Source organism: Pseudomonas paraversuta, from assembly GCF_904063065.1.
GTDB lineage: Bacteria > Pseudomonadota > Gammaproteobacteria > Pseudomonadales > Pseudomonadaceae > Aquipseudomonas > Aquipseudomonas paraversuta.
In genome coordinates this window covers 253,871-271,153 of sequence record NZ_CAJFCL010000006.1, presented here as the reverse complement: position 1 = coordinate 271,153, position 17,283 = coordinate 253,871, and the positions used below count along the sequence as shown (strand labels likewise).

Sequence of the window (17,283 nt, the reverse complement as noted above, 5' to 3'; positions counted from 1 at the left end):
GCTCTGTTTCAAAATCTCACAGGGACTGGAACAATGCATGCCTTGTAGAGCCATGCTTGATTCAGGAGGTGCGGGTGCAGATTCAGGGTTTTCACGACCTTAAGTTCGAAGCAGTACGTGAGGCGTTTGCCGATCTGTTCAATGATCCGCAAGAACGCGGCGCGGCACTGTGCATCCGGATCGGCGGCGAAACGGTGCTCGATTTGTGGGCCGGCACCTCTGACAAGGACGCAGAGCAACCTTGGCACACCGACACCATTGCCAATCTGTTTTCCTGTACCAAGACCTTTACCGCAGTCACTGCGTTGCAGTTGGTAGAAGAGGGCAAGCTGGAGCTCGATGTGCCTGTTGCCCGGTATTGGCCTGAGTTTGCTGCTGCGGGCAAAGAGTCGATCACGTTGCGCCAGTTGCTCAGCCATCGCGCCGGCTTGCCGGCAATACGTGAATCAATGCCGGCGGCTGCCTTGTATGAATGGCAGACCATGGTGGATGCGCTGGCCGCGCAAGCGCCCTGGTGGACCCCCGGTGAAGGGCATGGTTACGCCGCAATCACTTATGGCTGGTTGGTGGGCGAGTTGATTCGTCGGGCCGACGGGCGCAGTGCGGGCCAATCGATAATGGCGCGTACCGCCAGGCCTTTGGGGCTGGATTTCCATATCGGGCTGGCGGATGAAGAGTTTTACCGGGTGGCCCATATTGCTCGCAGCAAAGGCACGATGGGCGATGCGGCTGCGCAACGCCTGTTGAAAGCGATGATGAATGAGCCGGCTTCGATCAGCACTCGGGCATTCACCAACCCGCCGTCTATCATGACCAGCACCAATAAGCCGGAATGGCGGCGGATGGAGCAGCCGGCGGCCAACGGCCACGGCAATGCCCGAAGCCTGGCCGGTTTCTACAGCGGTTTGCTGGATGGCAGTTTGCTTGAAGCCGAAATGCTCGGGCAATTGACCCGTGAGCACAGCATCGGTCCGGATAAAACCTTGCTGACGCAGACTCGCTTCGGGCTGGGCTGCATGCTGGATCAACCGGATGTAGCCAACGCTACCTTCGGCCTGGGCCCCAAGGCGTTTGGTCATCCCGGGGCAGGAGGGTCGATAGGGTTTGCCGATCCGGAGCGGGATGTGGCTTTTGGCTTTGTTACTAATACACTTGGGCCTTATGTATTGATGGACCCACGGGCGCAAAAGCTGGTTAAAGTCTTGGCGAGGTGTCTATAACCGGGTATTTGTAGGCCGTAGGTCGGAACCCTGTAGCTTTTATGCGTTTAATACGTTTTTTTATGTAGGCATAGCGCCTTTTATTCTTAATTCATTGTGTGGATATTCAATGTCATCTAATAAGACCCTCGCTCTGGCTCTTTGCCTGGCAATCACCGGTTGTGCACAAACTCCACAGAATGACGCCGCAGGTGGCCACAAATGGTGGCAGCTGGGCTCTTCCGACCAAGCGTCGACGCCTTCCGATAAAAGCGCCAGCGCACCTTCCAAGCCTGCAGACACTAAAGTAACTGCGCCGGTCGCCAAAACTGCCGCAGCGCCTGCGACTCCTGCTGTAGCCGAAGCCAAAGAAAGCGCTTTCAGCTGGTGGCCATTTGGTTCTGACTCGGCCAAAAAAGATGCCCCGGCGGAGAAAGAAAAGGTAGTGGCTGGCGCCGCAGCTCCTGCAACAACATCGACCAAGAATTGGTGGTGGCCGTTTGATAGCGCTGCCAAAGACAGCAAGCCCGCAACGGTTGGCGTGATTCCAATGCCAGATCCGAAAATCACTCAGGCCTGGCTGGACGAGTACGAGCCTCGCCTGCGTGCAGCAATCAAAGACACCAACCTGCAACTGGAGCGTCGCGAAAGCTTGCTGGTGATCGTGGCCTCGGCTGATAGCTCGTTCAAGGCTACACGCCCGGATTTGTTGATGCCGTCCATGCTTGGCCCGTTCACACGTGTGGCCAAAGTGGTTGAAGGCGATCCCAAAACTGCAGTACTGGTGCTTGGCCATGCGGACGCCACAGGCGCCATGGCAGCCAACACCCGACTGAGCCTGGATCGCGCCAAATCAGTGGCGGCTATCTTCCGCATGAGCGGTCTGCAGAGCAATCGTCTGACCCTGCGTGGCATGGGCTCGGTAATGCCTCGTGCAGCCAACGACAGTAATGAAGGTCGTGCACTGAACCGCCGGGTTGAAATCCTCATGACTCCGCAAGCGACCATGGTCGCGCTGGTCAGCAAATACAGCCAGCCTGCCTTGTCGCCATCTGATCTGGTTGCAGTGCAGCCGGCTGTTGCGCCGTCGATTGCGAAAAAAGCGGCTGCTCCTGCCAAGAAAGCGGTGGTTGCCAAAAAAGGCGCCCCGGCTAAAGCCCCGGCTAAAAAGGCAGTGAAAGCTGCTCCAGCCAAAAAGCCGGTAGTGGCTAAAGCCGACACCAGTAAAAAGGTTGCTGCTAACGATCAGGCCAAGAACTGATTGATTCAGGAAAGGATTGGCTCATGACTCAATCGCTGGCAGATATGCGCCGTGATTACACCCGTGACGGGCTGACCGAGGCTCAGGCTCCGGATGAGCCTTTCGCGCTGTTTCATCAGTGGTTCAGTGACGCGGTCAAAACCGAGCAGCCACCGGTCGAAGCCAACGCCATGACCCTGGCCACGGTCGATGCACAGGGTCGCCCGCATTGTCGAGTGCTCCTGCTTAAAGGTCTGGATGATCAGGGTTTTACCTTTTTCACCAACTACACCAGCGCCAAGGGCCAGCAATTGGCTGCATGTCCCTTTGCGGCGATGACCTTTTTCTGGCCTACCCTGGAGCGCCAGGTGCGTATCGAAGGTCAGGTGATCAAGGTGTCGGCGAAAGAGTCCGATGCCTACTATCAGGTTCGCCCGTTGGGTAGCCGGATCGGGGCCTGGGCTTCGCCACAAAGCCAGGTGATTGCGGGTCGCGAAGAGTTGATAGGGCTGCTTGAAGCCACAGAGGCGCGTTTCAGCGAGACCCAGCCGCACTGTCCTGAACACTGGGGCGGTTATCGGTTATTGCCTGAACGCATCGAGTTCTGGCAGGGGCGTCCAAGCCGTCTGCATGACCGGCTGAACTATCGTTTTGACGGAGCTCGCTGGACCCTTGAGCGGCTGGCGCCCTGAAGTCGCTACCGGGAAGCTGCGTAATGCAAAACGGTAATTACGCGCTACCCTTACACGAGTTTTTAGAGAGTTGTCAGGCCTGACGAGACTGTACAGGCGCTGAATAAAGGCTGTTTATCTGCGCCGCGCGGTGACATGCACCCGGCTGCAGAGTTTAATGTATCCCTGATCTTTTGGAGTTGATCCTATGCGTAAGTCCGTACTGTTAGTTGCTGCTTTTTCGACCATGACAGTTTTGTTGGGCGGCTGCACCTCGAGCTTGACCGGCGACACCTACTCGCGCGATGAAGCGCGCCGCGTGCAAACTGTTCGCATGGGCACCATCGTTGCCCTGCGTCCGGTACAGATTGAAGGCACCAAAACCCCGATCGGCGCTGCAACAGGTGCTGTTATCGGCGGCGTTGGTGGCAGTGCTATCGGTGGTGGTCGTGGCAGCATCGTGACCGCCGTTATCGGTGCAGTAGCTGGTGGCCTGCTGGGCTCGGCAGCCGAGTCGGGCCTGACCAAGACCCAGGGTGTAGAAATCACCGTACGTGAAGACGACGGCAGCACCCGTGCCTACGTGCAGCAGGTTGAGCCGAACCAGGTGTTCCGTACCGGCGAGCGTGTACGCATCATGACTGTTGACGGTACCAGCCGCGTTACCCAGTAACGCCCAGGCGACACCGTTAAAAACAAAACCCCGGCCAGTGTGAACTGGCCGGGGTTTTTGTTTATCTATGACCCTTATCCGGGAGCGGGCTCGCGCAAGGTCAGGCGACCTGTTGTTTACGGCTAAAGAACGCCGTAACCCCGTAGCCAATCAGCGCCGCCAGAATTGAGCCGGTCAGGATGCCCATGCGGTCCATTCCCACGTAATCACTGCTTCCCGCCACAAACGCCAGGGAGCCTACGAACAGGCTCATGGTGAACCCGATACCGCACAGAATCGCTACGCCAAACACCTGACCCCAGTTAGCACCGGCCGGCAGCGCTGCACAGCCGGTTTTAATCACGATCCAGGTCAAGCCAAACACGCCCAGGGTTTTACCGAGCAGCAAGCCTGTGGCGATCCCCATCGGCACGTGGTGGGTAAAGCTGTGCAGGTTGACGCCTGTCAGCGAGACGCCGGCATTGGCGAAAGCAAACAATGGCAAAATCCCGTAAGCCACCCAGGGGTGCAGCGCATGTTCGATGCCCATCAGTGGTGACGGTTCGGAGTTCCTGGTCCGCAGCGGGATGCAGAATGCCAGGGTCACACCCGCCAGCGTGGCATGCACGCCGCTTTTGAGCACGCATACCCAGAGGATCAGTCCGATGATCATGTAAGGGGCGATCTTGACCACGCCCATGCGGTTCATCGCGATCAAAATCACCAGGCACGCCGCAGCCAGCATCAGGGATACCCCTGACAGCTCGGTGGTGTAGAACACCGCAATCACAATGATTGCGCCCAGATCATCAATGATCGCCAGGGTCATCAAGAACAGTTTGAGTGACGCCGGGACACGTTTGCCGAGCAGGGCCAGCACCCCAAGGGCGAAGGCAATATCAGTGGCCATCGGGATTGCCCAGCCGCCATGGGCGTCCGGGAAATCTTTGTTGATGTACCAGTAAATCAGTGCCGGCACTACCATGCCGCCAACTGCGGCTGCACCGGGCAATACTACCTGGGATGGTCTGGACAGCTGTCCGTCGAGCAGTTCGCGTTTGACCTCCAGGCCAATCAGCAGAAAGAACAAAGCCATCAGGCCATCGTTGATCCACAGCAGCGAGGGCTTGGCGATTTGCAAGGCACCGATCTGCACGGCCACCGGTACGTCAAGAAAGGCTGTGTAGTAGTGGGAAAGCGGCGAATTGTTGATGATCAAAGCCAGAGCCGCAGCTGCAATCAACAACAGACCGCTGGCAGCTTCCAACTGAAAGAAACGAGTGAAAGTGCTACGCAGAGGCAAGGTGGCTCTCCATCGGATAGTTATGGGGTGCGATACCCGGACTTGTGAACCCGCTGGTTAAAACAAAAACCGGGTTGGCTTTCGTTTCAAACAACGCGTTGATCTCACTTCGACAAAGAGCCTAGCAGTTGAGTGCCCAATGGAGCCGCGTTGAGTTTGAGCAGACTGCAGGAACTGTCCTGTGGATCAAACTGTACCGCTGCCTGGAGCTGAAAAGGGCTGCGTAACAGCCCTTGTCGAAGCCTGGCGGCAGCGGTACAGGGTCAGGCTTCGATACCGAGAATATCCCGGGCAACGGCTTCGGCAATCCGGATGCCATCCACGCCCGCCGACAGAATTCCGCCGGCGTATCCTGCGCCTTCGCCAGCCGGGAACAGGCCTTTGACATTGAGACTCTGCATCGACCCGTCGCGGGTCATGCGCAATGGCGATGAGGTGCGAGTTTCGATCCCGGTCAGGATCGCGTCATGCATCGAGAAACCTTTGATCTGCTTCTCGAATGCCGGCAAGGCTTCGCGGATGGCTTCAATGGCGTAGGCCGGCAAAGCCAGTGCCAAATCACCCAGGGATACGCCCGGCTTGTAGGACGGTTCAACACTGCCCAGTGCGGTGGACGGCTTGCCCGCAATAAAGTCGCCAACCAATTGCGCCGGCGCTTCGTAGTTGCTGCCGCCCAACACATAGGCGTGGGCTTCCAGACGCTCTTGCAACTCGATACCGGCCAGAGGTCCACCCGGGTAGTCTTCGGGGGTAATGCCGACCACGATGCCTGAGTTGGCATTGCGTTCATTACGCGAGTACTGGCTCATGCCGTTGGTCACGACGCGGCCGGGCTCGCTGGTGGCTGCAACCACTGTACCGCCGGGGCACATGCAGAAGCTGTAGACCGAGCGGCCGTTTTTGGCGTGGTGTACCAGCTTGTAATCAGCGGCGCCCAGCTTCGGGTGACCGGCGTACTTGCCAAGGCGCGCGTTGTCGATCAACGACTGCGGGTGCTCGATACGGAAACCCACCGAGAACGGCTTGGCCTCCATATACACACCGCGCTCATGGAGCATGCGGAAGGTGTCTCGGGCGCTGTGGCCCAGGGCCATGATCACGTGCCGCGAGTTCAGTTGCTCGCCATCGGCCAGGACCACACCGGTCAAGTGTCCGTCATCGATCAATACGTCGGTAACGCGTTGCTGGAAGCGTACCTCGCCGCCCAGCGCCTCGATTTGCTGGCGCATGTTTTCGACTACGCCGGTCAGACGGAACGTACCGATGTGCGGTTTGCTGACATAGAGGATTTCGTCCGGCGCACCGGCTTTGACAAACTCGTGCAGCACTTTGCGACCGTGGTGTTTCGGGTCTTTGATCTGGCTGTAGAGCTTGCCGTCCGAGAAGGTCCCGGCGCCGCCTTCGCCAAACTGCACGTTCGATTCGGGGTTCAGGACGTTTTTGCGCCACAGGCCCCAAGTGTCTTTGGTGCGCTGGCGCACTTCAGTGCCGCGCTCAAGAATGATCGGCTTGAAGCCCATTTGTGCCAGCAGCAAGCCAGCGAAAATACCGCATGGGCCAAAACCCACCACAATCGGGCGTTCGCGTAAATCCTGGGGCGCGTGGCCGACAACTTTGTAGCTGACGTCCGGAGCAGGATTGACGTTGCGGTCATCCGCGAACCGCAGCAACAGCGGGGCTTCATCGCGCACGCTCAGGTCGATGGTGTAGATGAAGCACAATTCGGAGGTTTTTTTGCGCGCATCGTAGCTGCGCTTGAACAAGGTGAAATCGAGCAGGTCATCGCTGGCGATGCCCAGGCGCTGCACGATGGCAGGGCGCAGGTCTTCTTCGGGATGGTCGATCGGCAACTTGAGTTCGGTAATTCGTAACATGACAGTGTCCAATAGAGGGGCCAGGCAAACCCCGGCAGCCTTAACGCGAACCGGCGATTATAAGCTGCCTGGAGGTCAGACCGTCAGCAACATTTGTCGTTTAGTCGTTACGTGCGCCACCGAAGTAGCCACAACCACGCTGTACCTGACCGTTGACCCGCAGTTCAGCGCCCAGATGCTGAATGCTGCCGTTGACACTGTCCGTGCAGCGTTGCGGGGCGACCCAGAGTTCGATGTGTTGGTTGTTGGCTTCTGTGGACAGGGAGAAGCGACCGTCGCCGACCTGTTCCTCAACAAAAGGCAGTGCCAGTTGTGGCTGGCCTTCGCGTTTTAGCACCATGCCCTTGGCGCCTGCCTGGACTTCCCACGCCGGGCCATTGCCGTTGGCATGCACGGTGATTTGTTTGAAGTTGGGGTCTTTGCAGGCGGAACTGTTGCGCTCCAGGCGATACAGTTGTTGCAGCTGAACTTCGCCGTCAGTGCCGGGGACTTTACCGGTGACAAAGCTGCCGCGAATGTCGGCGAACAACTTGCCGGGCTTGTCAGGCATGTCCGTGGCGTCTTGCACCAGGGTGGTACTGGCACTGTCACGCACCACATAGCGCTGTTGCCCGACGCATGGCTGGAAAATTAACTGGCCATTGGCCGAAACCAGCTCACCTTGCAGACGGGTCATGCCGGCATTGCTGTCAGCGGGTTTACTGTTGAACATTTGGCAGCCCGCAAAAAGGGGCAACAGGGCGAACAAAACCAAGGAACGAGCAGCACGCATCATTGAGACTCCTGACTAGTGCTGCCACGTTACTTAGGCGCGAAGTGCTGCACAAGGGGCGATCTTTTTTTCCGCCGGGCAGGCCCTGCGCGAGCGTGCCCGTTCGAGATTTTTTGATCCGCAAAGCCCGCCCCTGCAAAGGGACTGGTCGATTAGCCGACCTGATAGGTTTGCCCGGTGTGCAGGCCTTCTACGCTTTTGGCGTAGGCCAACGCCACGTCAGCTGCTGCGACCGACTTGAATCCGCGGAAGTATGCGGCATATTTGCCCATGGCTTCGGTCAGCACGGTAGGGCTCACCGAGTTCACCCGCAGGCCGCGGGGCAGTTCGATCGCCGCGGCTTTTACGAAGCCATCCAGTGCGGCGTTTACCAGCGCTGCGCTGCTGCCGGTAAGAATCGGCTCACGGTTGATTACACCGCTGGTGAACGTAAACGAGGCGCCGTCGTTAGCAAATTCACGACCGATCAGCAGCAGATTGACCTGCCCCATCAGTTTGTCCTGCAAGCCCAGGGTGAAGTCTTTTTCGCTCATCTCGGCCAATGGCACGAAATTGACGTTGCCTGCAGCGCACACCAGGGCATCGAAGCGACCGGTTTTTTCAAACAGTTGCCGAATCGAAGCGCTGTTGCTGATATCAACCTGGAAATCGCCACTGCTGCGACCAATGCGCACGACTTCATGGCGGGGCGACAACTCGCGGTCAATGGCTGAACCTATGGTGCCCGTAGCGCCGATCAACAGAATCTTCATTGCCATGTTCCTTCAGTGATGGGGTGTGGGTTGAGTCTAATGCTGGTGTTTTAAGGTGATAAGCGCACTAATGGGCAACCTTTGGTTTTCATATGGAAACAATCAATGAGCGAAGTGGATGACCTGGCGGCGTTCGCGGTGTTGATCGATGCCGGCAGTTTTACCCTGGCGTCCCAGCAGCTGGGGTGCAGCAAAGGGCAGTTGTCCAAGCGCATCAGCCACCTTGAAGCGCAGTTCTCGGTGGTGTTGCTGCACCGCACTACCAGGCGCCTGAGTCTGACTGCAGCCGGCGCTGCATTGCTGCCCCAGGCTCAGGCGCTGGTAGTACAAGTGGAGCGTGCGCGTCAGGCATTGGCACGGCTCAAGGACGACATGGCAGGTCCGGTGCGTATGACTGTGCCCGTGTCACTGGGTGAAACCTTCTTTGATGCACTGCTGCTGGAGTTCTCCCGGGATTACCCGCAGGTGCAGATTGAGCTGGAGCTCAACAACAGTTATCGCGATTTGGCGCGGGACGGTTTTGATCTGGCGATCCGCTCGCAAGTGAGCAGTCACGAGCGGTTAGTGGCCAGGCCCGTGCTGACCTGGCATGAAGTCACTTGCGCCAGCCCGGCCTATCTTGAGCAACACGGCGAGCCGGATACTCCGCAACAACTGGTGGAGCATCAGTGCTTGCTGAACAGTCACTACAGTGGGCGTGAGGAGTGGCAGTACCACCAGCAGCATGATTTGCATCGGGTTCGGGTATCGGGGGTGTTCGCCAGTAATCACTACAGTTTGCTGAAAAAAGCCGCCCTGATCGGTTCGGGAATCGCCCGTTTGCCGTCTTACATGCTCCAGGCTGAGCTGGCGGACGGGCGTTTGCGCGGCTTGTTGCGTGATTATCAGACCCGCAGCAATCCCATGTATCTGGTGCATCCCTATCAGGGGGGCTTGCCCAGGCGCACCCAGGTGCTGGCGGACTACCTGGCGGGCTGGTTTAAGCGTAGCGGTGAGGCATTAGCCCGGCTTCAGCCATAGCGGCGCGCAATCAGCCGGTCAATTGAACAGGCGCCCGGACCTCTTGCCATCAGGTACAACAGAATTGCGATCCAGGTGCCGTGGGTCGGGTAAGCATCGGGGTAGACGAACAACTGAATGGTCAGGGTCATGCCCAGCAGGGCCAGCGCCGAAAAGCGGGTAGCGAAACCCAGCAGGATCAACACCGGGAACAGATGCTCACTGAGGGTCGCCGCGTATGCAGCTACATCAGGGGGCAGCAGTGGCAGCTGGTAATCGGTGCTGAACAGGTAGGTCGTGGACGCGGCCAGGTGCGGTACGCCGAGCTGGAACGTACCGTTAACCAGGTCGATGGCAAAACCTTCGACTTTGGTCTGGCCTGACTTCCAGAACACGGCGGCAATGGAAAAGCGTGCGATCAAAGCGATCAAACTGTGGGGGATGCGCTGCATGAGTGCAATTGCGTACTCGATCCAACGGCGTAACAGGCAGGAGGTTGCGACAGGCGTGTTCATGGCGAAATCTCGGGAGCAGGGGACAAATCAGTGATGGCGTCATGGGTAATCAGCAGCGCCAGGGCCTGGCTCAAGTCAAAGTAAGGATCAACGTGTAGCGCATGTTCCGCGGCGGGCCCCAAGGCATGGCCGCTCTGCAGATGCCTGATAAAGGCCGTGTAACCGGGTCTGACGGCGAATACCTCGACAGATAATCCATAACGCAGCACCACGGTGCTTTGTGGCAGGCTCAGGTCAAGTCCCTGGCTTAGCTCCTCGTTTTGATGTGCGGCCCATAAATCGGCTACGGCGTAAGGCGAGTCCAGGGTTGCAACGCCGGGGTGCAGCTGCAGGTGCAACTGACCGAGACTTTCTGGCACCTTGAGCATCCGGGCCAGTACCTGCGGATCCACCGCCCAGGCGTCTGCTGCGTGATAGGCCGCTACACACAAGCGCTCAAGACGTGCGGTATCTGCCAGGTAGGGCAGGCTCCTGGCGGGCTCGAAATCGCCAATGAAGTCAGCAAAACGGACGCCATAGGTGCTCATTATCGGACTGTCAGGCGGGCTTTTTTTAATGAATAGCCGTGCCATTTCCTGAAAAAAATACTCGCCCACCAACCTGGCCACTACGGGATAACTGAATGCCAGCGCATTGATCAACCCTTTCTGGACATTGTTGCGATACACCGCGAAACGGCTCTCGACGTGCCCGTTGCGCGATACCAAACCTCGCGGGCATGGCTGTTGGGAGTCAAGCACGGCTGCGCTGAACGCTTCTTGTAGTCTCATGTTCGCTCCCGGGTCGTTAGCAGGTAACAGTCAGCGAGCTCGGCCTGGGCGAGCAGTTCGCTGAAAACAGGCAATTGGTTGTCGCGCTCGATCAGCGTGGCCACCGGGCCAACGCATTCCAGTACCTGCTGGTACAACGCCCAGACAGCCTGGTCGACGGGGGCGCCATGGCTATCGATCAGCAAGCGCTGCCCTGACTGGTCGATATCTTCTGCAAAGCCTGCCAGATGAAGTTCGCCCACCGCGTGCAAGGGCAGTGCGTTGATATAGGCCAGGGGATCGCGGTCATGGTTGACGCAGGACACGTACACATTGTTCACGTCCAGTAACAGGCCGCAGCCGCTACGGGTGATGACTTCATGAATGAAGCTCGCTTCGTCGAAATGTGTCTGGTCGAACTCCACATAGGTCGCGGGATTTTCCAGCAGTATCTGGCGCTGCAAGGTGTTTTGAACCTGATCTATATGTGCGCAGACCCGCTGCAGGGTGCTCAGGTCATAGCGCAAAGGCAGCAAGTCGTTGAGAAAATGCGGCCCGTGGCTGGACCAGGCCAGATGTTCTGAAAACACCCGGGGCCGGTAGCGGGCAAGCAAAGTTTGTAAACGTTGCAGATGCTCGATATTGAGTGGGGTGTCGCTACCAATCGACAGGCCGACCCCATGAATCGACAACGGGTAGCGTTCTCTGATCAGACCCAGGTAATGATGGAAGGGGCCGCCTGCCACCATGTAGTTTTCTGCATGTACTTCAAAGAACCCGACATCAGGCAGGGACTCCAGTACATCCTTGAAGTGTTCGGCCTTGAGCCCCAGGCCCGCACGCGGCGGGAGCTGGGAGATACGAGGCGCGATGAGCGAAGCAGTTGAACTGTGCATCATCAGGACCCATGGCTGGATATCAGGATTTGGCAGTGAAAGCGGCAAGTTGGCCAAAGCCGGTGGATGAGGTGTGGCTGGCCGTTTTATCGCAGGTACCTTTAGGCACGAGTTTCCAGGCATCGCCCTGGTAGTCGGTTTTGGAGGTGCCTGCGCAAGTGGTGCCCGCGCCTGCGGCACAATCGTTTTGGCCTTTCAAGGCAACCCCGAAGCACTTCTCCATATCGCCGGCCGCCTGGGCGGGCAAAGCGGCAACGGTCAAAGCAGAGCCCAGGGCAAGAGCCAGGGCTGCAGCGGAAAAAGTGCGGGTGGTTTTGTTGTTCATGGTGAGTCTCCAGGGGTGATATTTACTCCGCCGGCCACTGAATGCTGCCGGCTTACCCACTAGAGAGAGCAGCCCTGGATTTGTTACAGGCGACTGAAAAGAAGTTAGGGTTCCGGTCGGCGCAGCCTTTTCCGGCGCCCATGAAAAACGGCCCCGAAGGGCCGTTTTGTGTCGCAGGCAGCGTCAGCCGCCCAGATAGGCATCACGCACTTTTGGATCGTTGAGCAATTGCTCTCCGGTGCCTTGCATCACCACCCGGCCGTTTTCCAGCACGTAGGCGCGGTCAGCAATTTTTAGCGCCTGGTTGGCGTTCTGCTCCACCAGAAACACCGTCACGCCCTCATCCCGCAGTTGTTCAATAATGTCGAAAATCTGCTGAATGATGATCGGAGCCAGCCCAAGTGATGGTTCGTCGAGCAACAGCAACTTGGGTTTACTCATCAGCGCCCGGCCGATCGCAAGCATTTGCTGCTCGCCACCTGACATGGTGCCGCCCCGTTGATTGAAACGCTCTTTCAGGCGCGGGAACAGGTGCAGAACCTTGTCCATTTGCTCCTGGTATTCGTGCTTCTCAGTAAAGAACCCGCCCATGGCAAGGTTCTCTTCCACGGTCAGGCGGGCAAATACCCGCCGGCCTTCCGGTACCACGGCAATGCTCTTGCGCATGATCTGCGCCGAAGTCAGCCCCACCAGTTCTTCGCCCAGATAACGAATGCTGCCGCTTTGGGCCTGGGGCGAGCCGCACAGGGTCATCATCAAGGTCGACTTGCCAGCGCCGTTAGCGCCGATCAGGGTCACGATCTCGCCCTGACGTACCTCGACATTCACCCCGTGCAGTGCCTGGATCTTGCCGTAAAAGGTAGAGACGTTTTCAAATTGCAGCATTTACGCTTCCCCCAGATAGGCTTTGATCACTTCAGGGTTATCGCGGATCTGCTCCGGAGTCCCGTCGGCCAAAGGTGTGCCCTGATTGATCACTACGATATGGTCGGAAATGCTCATGACCAGTTTCATGTCATGTTCAATCAACAGCACCGTAGCGTTGTGCTCGTTGCGTAAAACGCTGATCAGCGCCTTGAGGTCTTCGGTTTCCTTGGGGTTGAGACCGGCTGCCGGTTCGTCGAGCATGAGGATGCGCGGGCGCGTCATCATGCAGCGAGCGATTTCCAGGCGCCGCTGCTGGCCGTAGGCCAGGGTGCCCGCCGGGCGGTTGGCGAACTCGGTCAGGTTGACCTTGTCCAGCCAGTACGCGGCGTAGTCCATGGCATCGCGCTCGCTTTTACGGAACGCCGGGGTTTTGAACAGCCCCGCGAGGAAGTTGGTGTTGAGATGGCGATGTTGAGCAATCAACAGGTTCTCAACGGCTGTCATGTCCTTGAACAGGCGCACGTTCTGGAAGGTACGCACCACGCCCTTGCGGGCAATTTCATGGCCTGCCAGGCCTTCAATGGGTTCGCCATCCAGCAGGATGCTGCCCGACGATGGCTTGTAGAAGCCGGTCAGGCAGTTGAACACCGTGGTTTTGCCGGCGCCGTTAGGGCCGATCATTGACACTACCTGTTTTTCCTTGACGGTCAGCGCGACGCCATTCACCGCCAGCAAGCCGCCAAAGCGCATGCACAGGCCACTGACTTTCAGTATCTCGCGGCTCATTTTCGCAGCTCCAGATGAGGACGTTGCATTGGCAGCAGACCTTGCGGACGCCAGATCATCATCAGCACCATCAGGGCGCCGAACAGCAGCATCCGGTACTCACTGAAATCACGCATCATTTCCGGCAGCAGGATCATCACCACGGCTGCCAGAATCACGCCCAGTTGCGAGCCCATGCCACCCAGTACCACGATGGCCAGAATGATCGCCGACTCGAGGAATGTGAACGACTCCGGGGTCACCAGGCCCTGGCGGGCGGCAAAGAAGCTGCCGGCAAAGCCTGCAAAGGTGGCACCCAGGGTGAAGGCCGACAGCTTGATGATGGTCGGATTCAAGCCCAGTGCACGGCAGGCAATTTCGTCTTCACGCAGGGCTTCCCACGCGCGACCGATCGGCATGCGCAGCAGGCGGTTGATCACGAACAGTACGATAAGCACCAGCACCAGCGCGATCAGGTAGAGGAAAATCACCTTGTTGATCGAGTTGTACGCGATGCCAAAGTATTCGTGGAACGTCTGCATGCCCTCGGCTGCGGTTCTGTCGAAGCTCAGGCCGAAGAGGGTCGGTTTCGGGATGTTGCTGATGCCGTTCGGCCCGCCGGTGATGTCCGTCAGGTTACGCAGGAACAGACGGATGATTTCACCAAAGCCCAGGGTCACGATGGCCAGATAGTCACCGCGTAAACGCAAGACCGGGAAACCCAGCAGGAAACCAAAGGTGGCTGCCATCAAACCGGCCAGCGGCAAGCAGATCCAGAAGCTCAGGCCGAAGTAGTGCGCCAGCAATGCATAGGTGTAGGCACCCACGGCATAGAAGCCCACGTAACCCAGGTCGAGCAGCCCGGCCAGGCCGACCACGATGTTCAGGCCAAGGCCCAGCATCACGTAGATCAGGATCAGGGTAGCGATGTCCACGGCACCGCGGGAACCATAGAACGGCCAGATCAGGGCCACGATCACCAGACCCAGAATGATCCAGCGCTGGGTGCTGGGCAGGGTCAGAAAGTCAGTGGCTTTGGACGGCACTTTTGGCATGTTGGGCGAAGCCTTCCAGGCCGCGCTCAGTTGCTGGTTGAACAACACGCGCACAAACATCAGCAGCGAGCAGATCGCGATCACGCTCAGGGTAAAGGTGCTGGTGTTGTGAACTTCGATGTTGATTCCGACGATAGTCAGTTTCAGACCGAGTACCGGGTAGGCGACGGCCCATACCAGCAGGGCGCTGAAGAACGCCGATTTAAGATTCCTAGTCATACTTTTTCAATCTCCGGACGTCCCAGAATGCCGGTCGGACGGAACAGCAGTACCAATACGAGCAGGCCGAAAGCCACTACGTCTTTGTACTGGTCGCCAAAGATATCGGCACCAAAGGCTTCAGCCACACCAAGCACCAGACCACCAAGCATTGCGCCGGGGATACTGCCGATCCCGCCCAATACTGCAGCAGTGAAGGCTTTAAGCCCCACGAGGAAACCGGAACCGGGGTTGATCACGCCGTATTGCACGCTGATCAGAACGGCGGCAACGGCTGCCAGAGCGGCGCCGATCACAAACGTCAGGGCAATCACGTTGTTGGTGTTGATGCCCAGCAGGTTGGCCATCTTCATGTCTTCGGCGCAGGCGCGGCAGGCGCGGCCAAGGCGTGAACGGGAGATGAACAGGGTCAGGCCGAGCATGGCCAGGAGGGTGACCACGAAGACTACGATTTGCATGTAGGAGACAACGACTTCGCTAGCCCCGCCCGGACCGAAGGTGAAGCCGCCGGGGATCAGATTAGGGATCGATTTGTCTTTCGAGTCCTGGGACAACAGCACCATGTTTTGCAGGAAAATCGACATGCCGATGGCAGAAATCAAGGGGATCAGGCGGTTACTGCCACGCAGAGGACGGTAAGCCACCCGTTCAATGCTGTAGCCATAAGCACTGGTGACCACGATGCTGGCGATAAACGCCCCGGTCAGCAGTAATGGCACGCTGTCCAGACCCATCATGGTCAGGCCGGCGATGGCGATAAACGCAATGTAGGAACCAATCATGTACACCTCGCCGTGGGCGAAGTTGATCATTCCAATAATGCCGTAAACCATCGTATAGCCGATGGCGATCAGGGCATAGGTGCTGCCAACGTTGAGGCCGTTAACCAGCATTTGGAAGAAGTGATAGATGTCAGGCATTACAAAGCTCCTAAAAACCTGAGACGCATTTCACTGGTGGAGTCATTTTCCGGCCTGGGTCATGGGGGGTTTCACCCACTTTGAGCGCAGGTCTTATGCCAGCGAACCGCTGGTGACGGTTTTAAAGATTTTCAGGTGGGCAGACTTCCGGATCACGAAAGCGCGGCCCCTTTTCTGTGAATCCAGGGTTCGTAAAACAAAACCCACTGCTCGCGCAGTGGGCTTCGTTGTCAGATCAGGAACCGGGACTTACTGAGGGCTAACCTCTGTTTTAGGTTTGCCGAAGTGCCATTCGTAGACCACGAACTTGAAGTTCTTCAGGTCGCCTTTGTCATCAAAGCTCAGGTCGCCCATCGGGGTCTTGAATGTCCCGTCATGGATGGCTTTGGCCACTTTTGCAGTGTCTTCGCTTTTGGCTTGTTCAATACCCTGGGCAATGACTTCAACTGCGGTGTAGGCAGGGAATACAAACGGACCGGTCGGGTCTTTTTTGTCTGCGACGAACTTCGCTACCAGTGCCTTGTTTTCAGGCTGTTGGTCGAATGCTTGTGGCAGGGTCACCAGCAAACCTTCGGAAGCGCCCTGGGCGATTTGCGAAATGGAGTCGTTACCCACGCCTTCCGGGCCCATGAACTTGGCGTTCAGGCCTTTTTCCTTGGCCTGGCGCAGGATCAGGCCCAGCTCAGGGTGGTAGCCGCCGTAGTAAACGAAGTCGACATTGGCTTGCTTGAGCTTGGCAATGACCGCCGCGAAGTCTTTATCGCCAGCGTTGACGCCTTCAAAGACTGCGACTTTGACGCCTTTGTTTTCCAGAGTCTGTTTGACCGCGGTGGCGATACCTTCACCGTACTGCTGCTTGTCGTGCAGCACAGCGACGACTTTCGGTTTGACGTGATCGGCGATGTAGTTACCGGCCGCAGGGCCTTGAGCGCTGTCCAGACCGATGGTGCGGAAGATGTTCTTGTAACCACGAGCGGTGATTTCCGGCGCGGTGGCGGCGGGGGTAATCATGATGATGCCTTCGTCTTCGTAGATGTCCGAAGGAGGCTGGGTGGAGCTGGAGCACAGGTGACCGACTACAAACTTGACGCCGTCGTTGACGATTTTGTTGGCTACTGCAACGGCTTGTTTTGGATCGCAGGCGTCGTCGTATTCCTTGGCTTCAAGCAGGAGCTTTTTGCCGTCGACGTCAACTCCGCCTTTGGCGTTGATGTCTGCGATAGCCTGTTTGGCGCCAGTGAACTGCATGTCGCCATACTGAGTAACAGGGCCTGTTTTAGGACCCGCAATACCGATCTTGATGGTGTCTGCTGCAAACGAATGGCTGGCAACCCCGGCCAAAACCATCGCGGCAAACAATTTGGTAATTTGCTTAGTAGCCATCTCTATTGGTGCTCCACTCTTCTGTTGTAATTTTTATAGTCCTGGAAGCCAAGGCAGCCGGACCGGGTCTTTTCTAGCGAAATTCCCGGCCAATCCCCCCTGCAACTGTACCGGTACAGTGTAGAGC

At 57.7% G+C, this 17,283-nt stretch carries 18 protein-coding genes; 5 read left to right on the top strand and 13 right to left on the bottom strand.

Translation table 11 applies throughout. The annotated features are described in order from the left end of the window. Nucleotides 1-74: 74 nt before the first annotated feature. The 4 genes from JQ845_RS14530 to JQ845_RS14515 all read left to right on the top strand — a co-directional run bounded on the left by JQ845_RS14530 (nucleotide 75) and on the right by JQ845_RS14515 (nucleotide 3,783). Nucleotides 75-1,220 (top strand): EstA family serine hydrolase, encoded by a 1,146-nt coding sequence (locus JQ845_RS14530; protein ID WP_003443145.1) that lies wholly within the window; start codon nucleotides 75-77, stop codon nucleotides 1,218-1,220. 109 nt (nucleotides 1,221-1,329) lie between these two features. Beyond that, a complete protein-coding gene (locus JQ845_RS14525) occupies nucleotides 1,330-2,460 on the top strand; it encodes an OmpA family protein (RefSeq protein ID WP_127196129.1) in 1,131 nt (376 codons plus the stop codon). Between the two features lie 23 nt (nucleotides 2,461-2,483). Continuing rightward, nucleotides 2,484-3,131: a pyridoxamine 5'-phosphate oxidase gene (pdxH, locus tag JQ845_RS14520; RefSeq protein ID WP_003443143.1), complete on the top strand. Its 648-nt coding sequence runs from the start codon at nucleotides 2,484-2,486 to the stop codon at nucleotides 3,129-3,131. A 187-nt stretch (nucleotides 3,132-3,318) separates the two neighbouring features. Then, nucleotides 3,319-3,783, top strand: coding sequence for an outer membrane lipoprotein (locus JQ845_RS14515; protein WP_003443142.1), 465 nt, complete (start codon nucleotides 3,319-3,321; stop codon nucleotides 3,781-3,783). Between the two features lie 100 nt (nucleotides 3,784-3,883). Here JQ845_RS14515 and nhaA read toward each other — a convergent pair whose 3' ends face one another. The 4 genes from nhaA to JQ845_RS14495 form a co-directional block, all read right to left on the bottom strand. Further along, nucleotides 3,884-5,065 carry a Na+/H+ antiporter NhaA gene (gene nhaA, locus JQ845_RS14510; protein ID WP_010655673.1) on the bottom strand — a complete coding sequence of 394 codons (1,182 nt, stop codon included), beginning with the start codon at nucleotides 5,063-5,065 and terminating at the stop codon, nucleotides 3,884-3,886. Between the two features lie 263 nt (nucleotides 5,066-5,328). Then, complete coding sequence (locus JQ845_RS14505; RefSeq protein ID WP_203009174.1) at nucleotides 5,329-6,939, bottom strand: NAD(P)/FAD-dependent oxidoreductase; 1,611 nt, start codon at nucleotides 6,937-6,939, stop codon at nucleotides 5,329-5,331. A 100-nt stretch (nucleotides 6,940-7,039) separates the two neighbouring features. Beyond that, a complete protein-coding gene (locus JQ845_RS14500) occupies nucleotides 7,040-7,711 on the bottom strand; it encodes a COG3650 family protein (RefSeq protein ID WP_003443139.1) in 672 nt (223 codons plus the stop codon). 152 nt (nucleotides 7,712-7,863) lie between these two features. Beyond that, on the bottom strand, nucleotides 7,864-8,463 hold the full coding sequence (locus tag JQ845_RS14495; RefSeq protein WP_203009173.1) for a short chain dehydrogenase: 600 nt from the start codon (nucleotides 8,461-8,463) through the stop codon (nucleotides 7,864-7,866). 105 nt (nucleotides 8,464-8,568) lie between these two features. Between JQ845_RS14495 and JQ845_RS14490 the strand changes: the two genes are divergently transcribed. Beyond that, complete coding sequence (locus tag JQ845_RS14490) at nucleotides 8,569-9,483, top strand: LysR family transcriptional regulator (RefSeq protein ID WP_202210322.1); 915 nt, start codon at nucleotides 8,569-8,571, stop codon at nucleotides 9,481-9,483. On the opposite strand, the gene JQ845_RS14485 is transcribed toward JQ845_RS14490, so the two are convergent. From JQ845_RS14485 to JQ845_RS14445, 9 genes are all read right to left on the bottom strand, one after another. Beyond that, entirely contained in the window at nucleotides 9,474-9,977 is a 504-nt protein-coding gene (locus tag JQ845_RS14485; RefSeq protein WP_127196131.1) for a DoxX family protein, read from the bottom strand. The genes JQ845_RS14490 and JQ845_RS14485 overlap by 10 nt on opposite strands. Continuing rightward, nucleotides 9,974-10,747, bottom strand: coding sequence for an HvfC/BufC N-terminal domain-containing protein (locus tag JQ845_RS14480; protein WP_203009172.1), 774 nt, complete (start codon nucleotides 10,745-10,747; stop codon nucleotides 9,974-9,976). The genes JQ845_RS14485 and JQ845_RS14480 overlap by 4 nt, the downstream gene beginning before the upstream one ends. After that, nucleotides 10,744-11,622, bottom strand: a complete 879-nt coding sequence (bufB, locus tag JQ845_RS14475; RefSeq protein ID WP_003443134.1) for an MNIO family bufferin maturase — start codon at nucleotides 11,620-11,622, stop codon at nucleotides 10,744-10,746. Before bufB ends, JQ845_RS14480 begins: the two co-directional genes overlap by 4 nt. A 22-nt stretch (nucleotides 11,623-11,644) precedes the next feature. Then, nucleotides 11,645-11,947, bottom strand: a complete 303-nt coding sequence (locus tag JQ845_RS14470) for a BufA1 family periplasmic bufferin-type metallophore (protein ID WP_003443123.1) — start codon at nucleotides 11,945-11,947, stop codon at nucleotides 11,645-11,647. 183 nt (nucleotides 11,948-12,130) lie between these two features. Next, a complete protein-coding gene (locus tag JQ845_RS14465) occupies nucleotides 12,131-12,832 on the bottom strand; it encodes an ABC transporter ATP-binding protein (RefSeq protein WP_003443115.1) in 702 nt (233 codons plus the stop codon). Further along, complete coding sequence (livG, locus tag JQ845_RS14460; RefSeq protein WP_003443113.1) at nucleotides 12,833-13,600, bottom strand: high-affinity branched-chain amino acid ABC transporter ATP-binding protein LivG; 768 nt, start codon at nucleotides 13,598-13,600, stop codon at nucleotides 12,833-12,835. After that, entirely contained in the window at nucleotides 13,597-14,853 is a 1,257-nt protein-coding gene (locus JQ845_RS14455) for a high-affinity branched-chain amino acid ABC transporter permease LivM (RefSeq protein ID WP_003443111.1), read from the bottom strand. The genes livG and JQ845_RS14455 overlap by 4 nt, the downstream gene beginning before the upstream one ends. Beyond that, nucleotides 14,850-15,773: a high-affinity branched-chain amino acid ABC transporter permease LivH gene (gene livH / locus JQ845_RS14450; protein WP_003443109.1), complete on the bottom strand. Its 924-nt coding sequence runs from the start codon at nucleotides 15,771-15,773 to the stop codon at nucleotides 14,850-14,852. The genes JQ845_RS14455 and livH overlap by 4 nt, the downstream gene beginning before the upstream one ends. A 249-nt stretch (nucleotides 15,774-16,022) precedes the next feature. Next, nucleotides 16,023-17,162, bottom strand: a complete 1,140-nt coding sequence (locus JQ845_RS14445) for a branched-chain amino acid ABC transporter substrate-binding protein (protein ID WP_269465423.1) — start codon at nucleotides 17,160-17,162, stop codon at nucleotides 16,023-16,025. Nucleotides 17,163-17,283: the final 121 nt, after the last annotated feature.

Bases quoted from the DNA above. Each gene is read 5' to 3' on its own strand.
- JQ845_RS14485 (WP_127196131.1), bottom strand. From the start codon at position 9,977: ATGAACACGCCTGTCGCAACCTCCTGCCTGTTACGCCGTTGGATCGAG.
- JQ845_RS14490 (WP_202210322.1), top strand. From the start codon at position 8,569: ATGAGCGAAGTGGATGACCTGGCGGCGTTCGCGGTGTTGATCGATGCC.
- JQ845_RS14480 (WP_203009172.1), bottom strand. From the start codon at position 10,747: ATGAGACTACAAGAAGCGTTCAGCGCAGCCGTGCTTGACTCCCAACAG.
- bufB (WP_003443134.1), bottom strand. From the start codon at position 11,622: ATGCACAGTTCAACTGCTTCGCTCATCGCGCCTCGTATCTCCCAGCTC.
- livH (WP_003443109.1), bottom strand. From the start codon at position 15,773: ATGCCTGACATCTATCACTTCTTCCAAATGCTGGTTAACGGCCTCAAC.
- JQ845_RS14525 (WP_127196129.1), top strand. From the start codon at position 1,330: ATGTCATCTAATAAGACCCTCGCTCTGGCTCTTTGCCTGGCAATCACC.
- JQ845_RS14455 (WP_003443111.1), bottom strand. From the start codon at position 14,853: ATGACTAGGAATCTTAAATCGGCGTTCTTCAGCGCCCTGCTGGTATGG.
- JQ845_RS14505 (WP_203009174.1), bottom strand. From the start codon at position 6,939: ATGTTACGAATTACCGAACTCAAGTTGCCGATCGACCATCCCGAAGAA.
- JQ845_RS14495 (WP_203009173.1), bottom strand. From the start codon at position 8,463: ATGAAGATTCTGTTGATCGGCGCTACGGGCACCATAGGTTCAGCCATT.
- JQ845_RS14470 (WP_003443123.1), bottom strand. From the start codon at position 11,947: ATGAACAACAAAACCACCCGCACTTTTTCCGCTGCAGCCCTGGCTCTT.
- pdxH (WP_003443143.1), top strand. From the start codon at position 2,484: ATGACTCAATCGCTGGCAGATATGCGCCGTGATTACACCCGTGACGGG.
- JQ845_RS14465 (WP_003443115.1), bottom strand. From the start codon at position 12,832: ATGCTGCAATTTGAAAACGTCTCTACCTTTTACGGCAAGATCCAGGCA.
- JQ845_RS14500 (WP_003443139.1), bottom strand. From the start codon at position 7,711: ATGCGTGCTGCTCGTTCCTTGGTTTTGTTCGCCCTGTTGCCCCTTTTT.
- livG (WP_003443113.1), bottom strand. From the start codon at position 13,600: ATGAGCCGCGAGATACTGAAAGTCAGTGGCCTGTGCATGCGCTTTGGC.
- JQ845_RS14515 (WP_003443142.1), top strand. From the start codon at position 3,319: ATGCGTAAGTCCGTACTGTTAGTTGCTGCTTTTTCGACCATGACAGTT.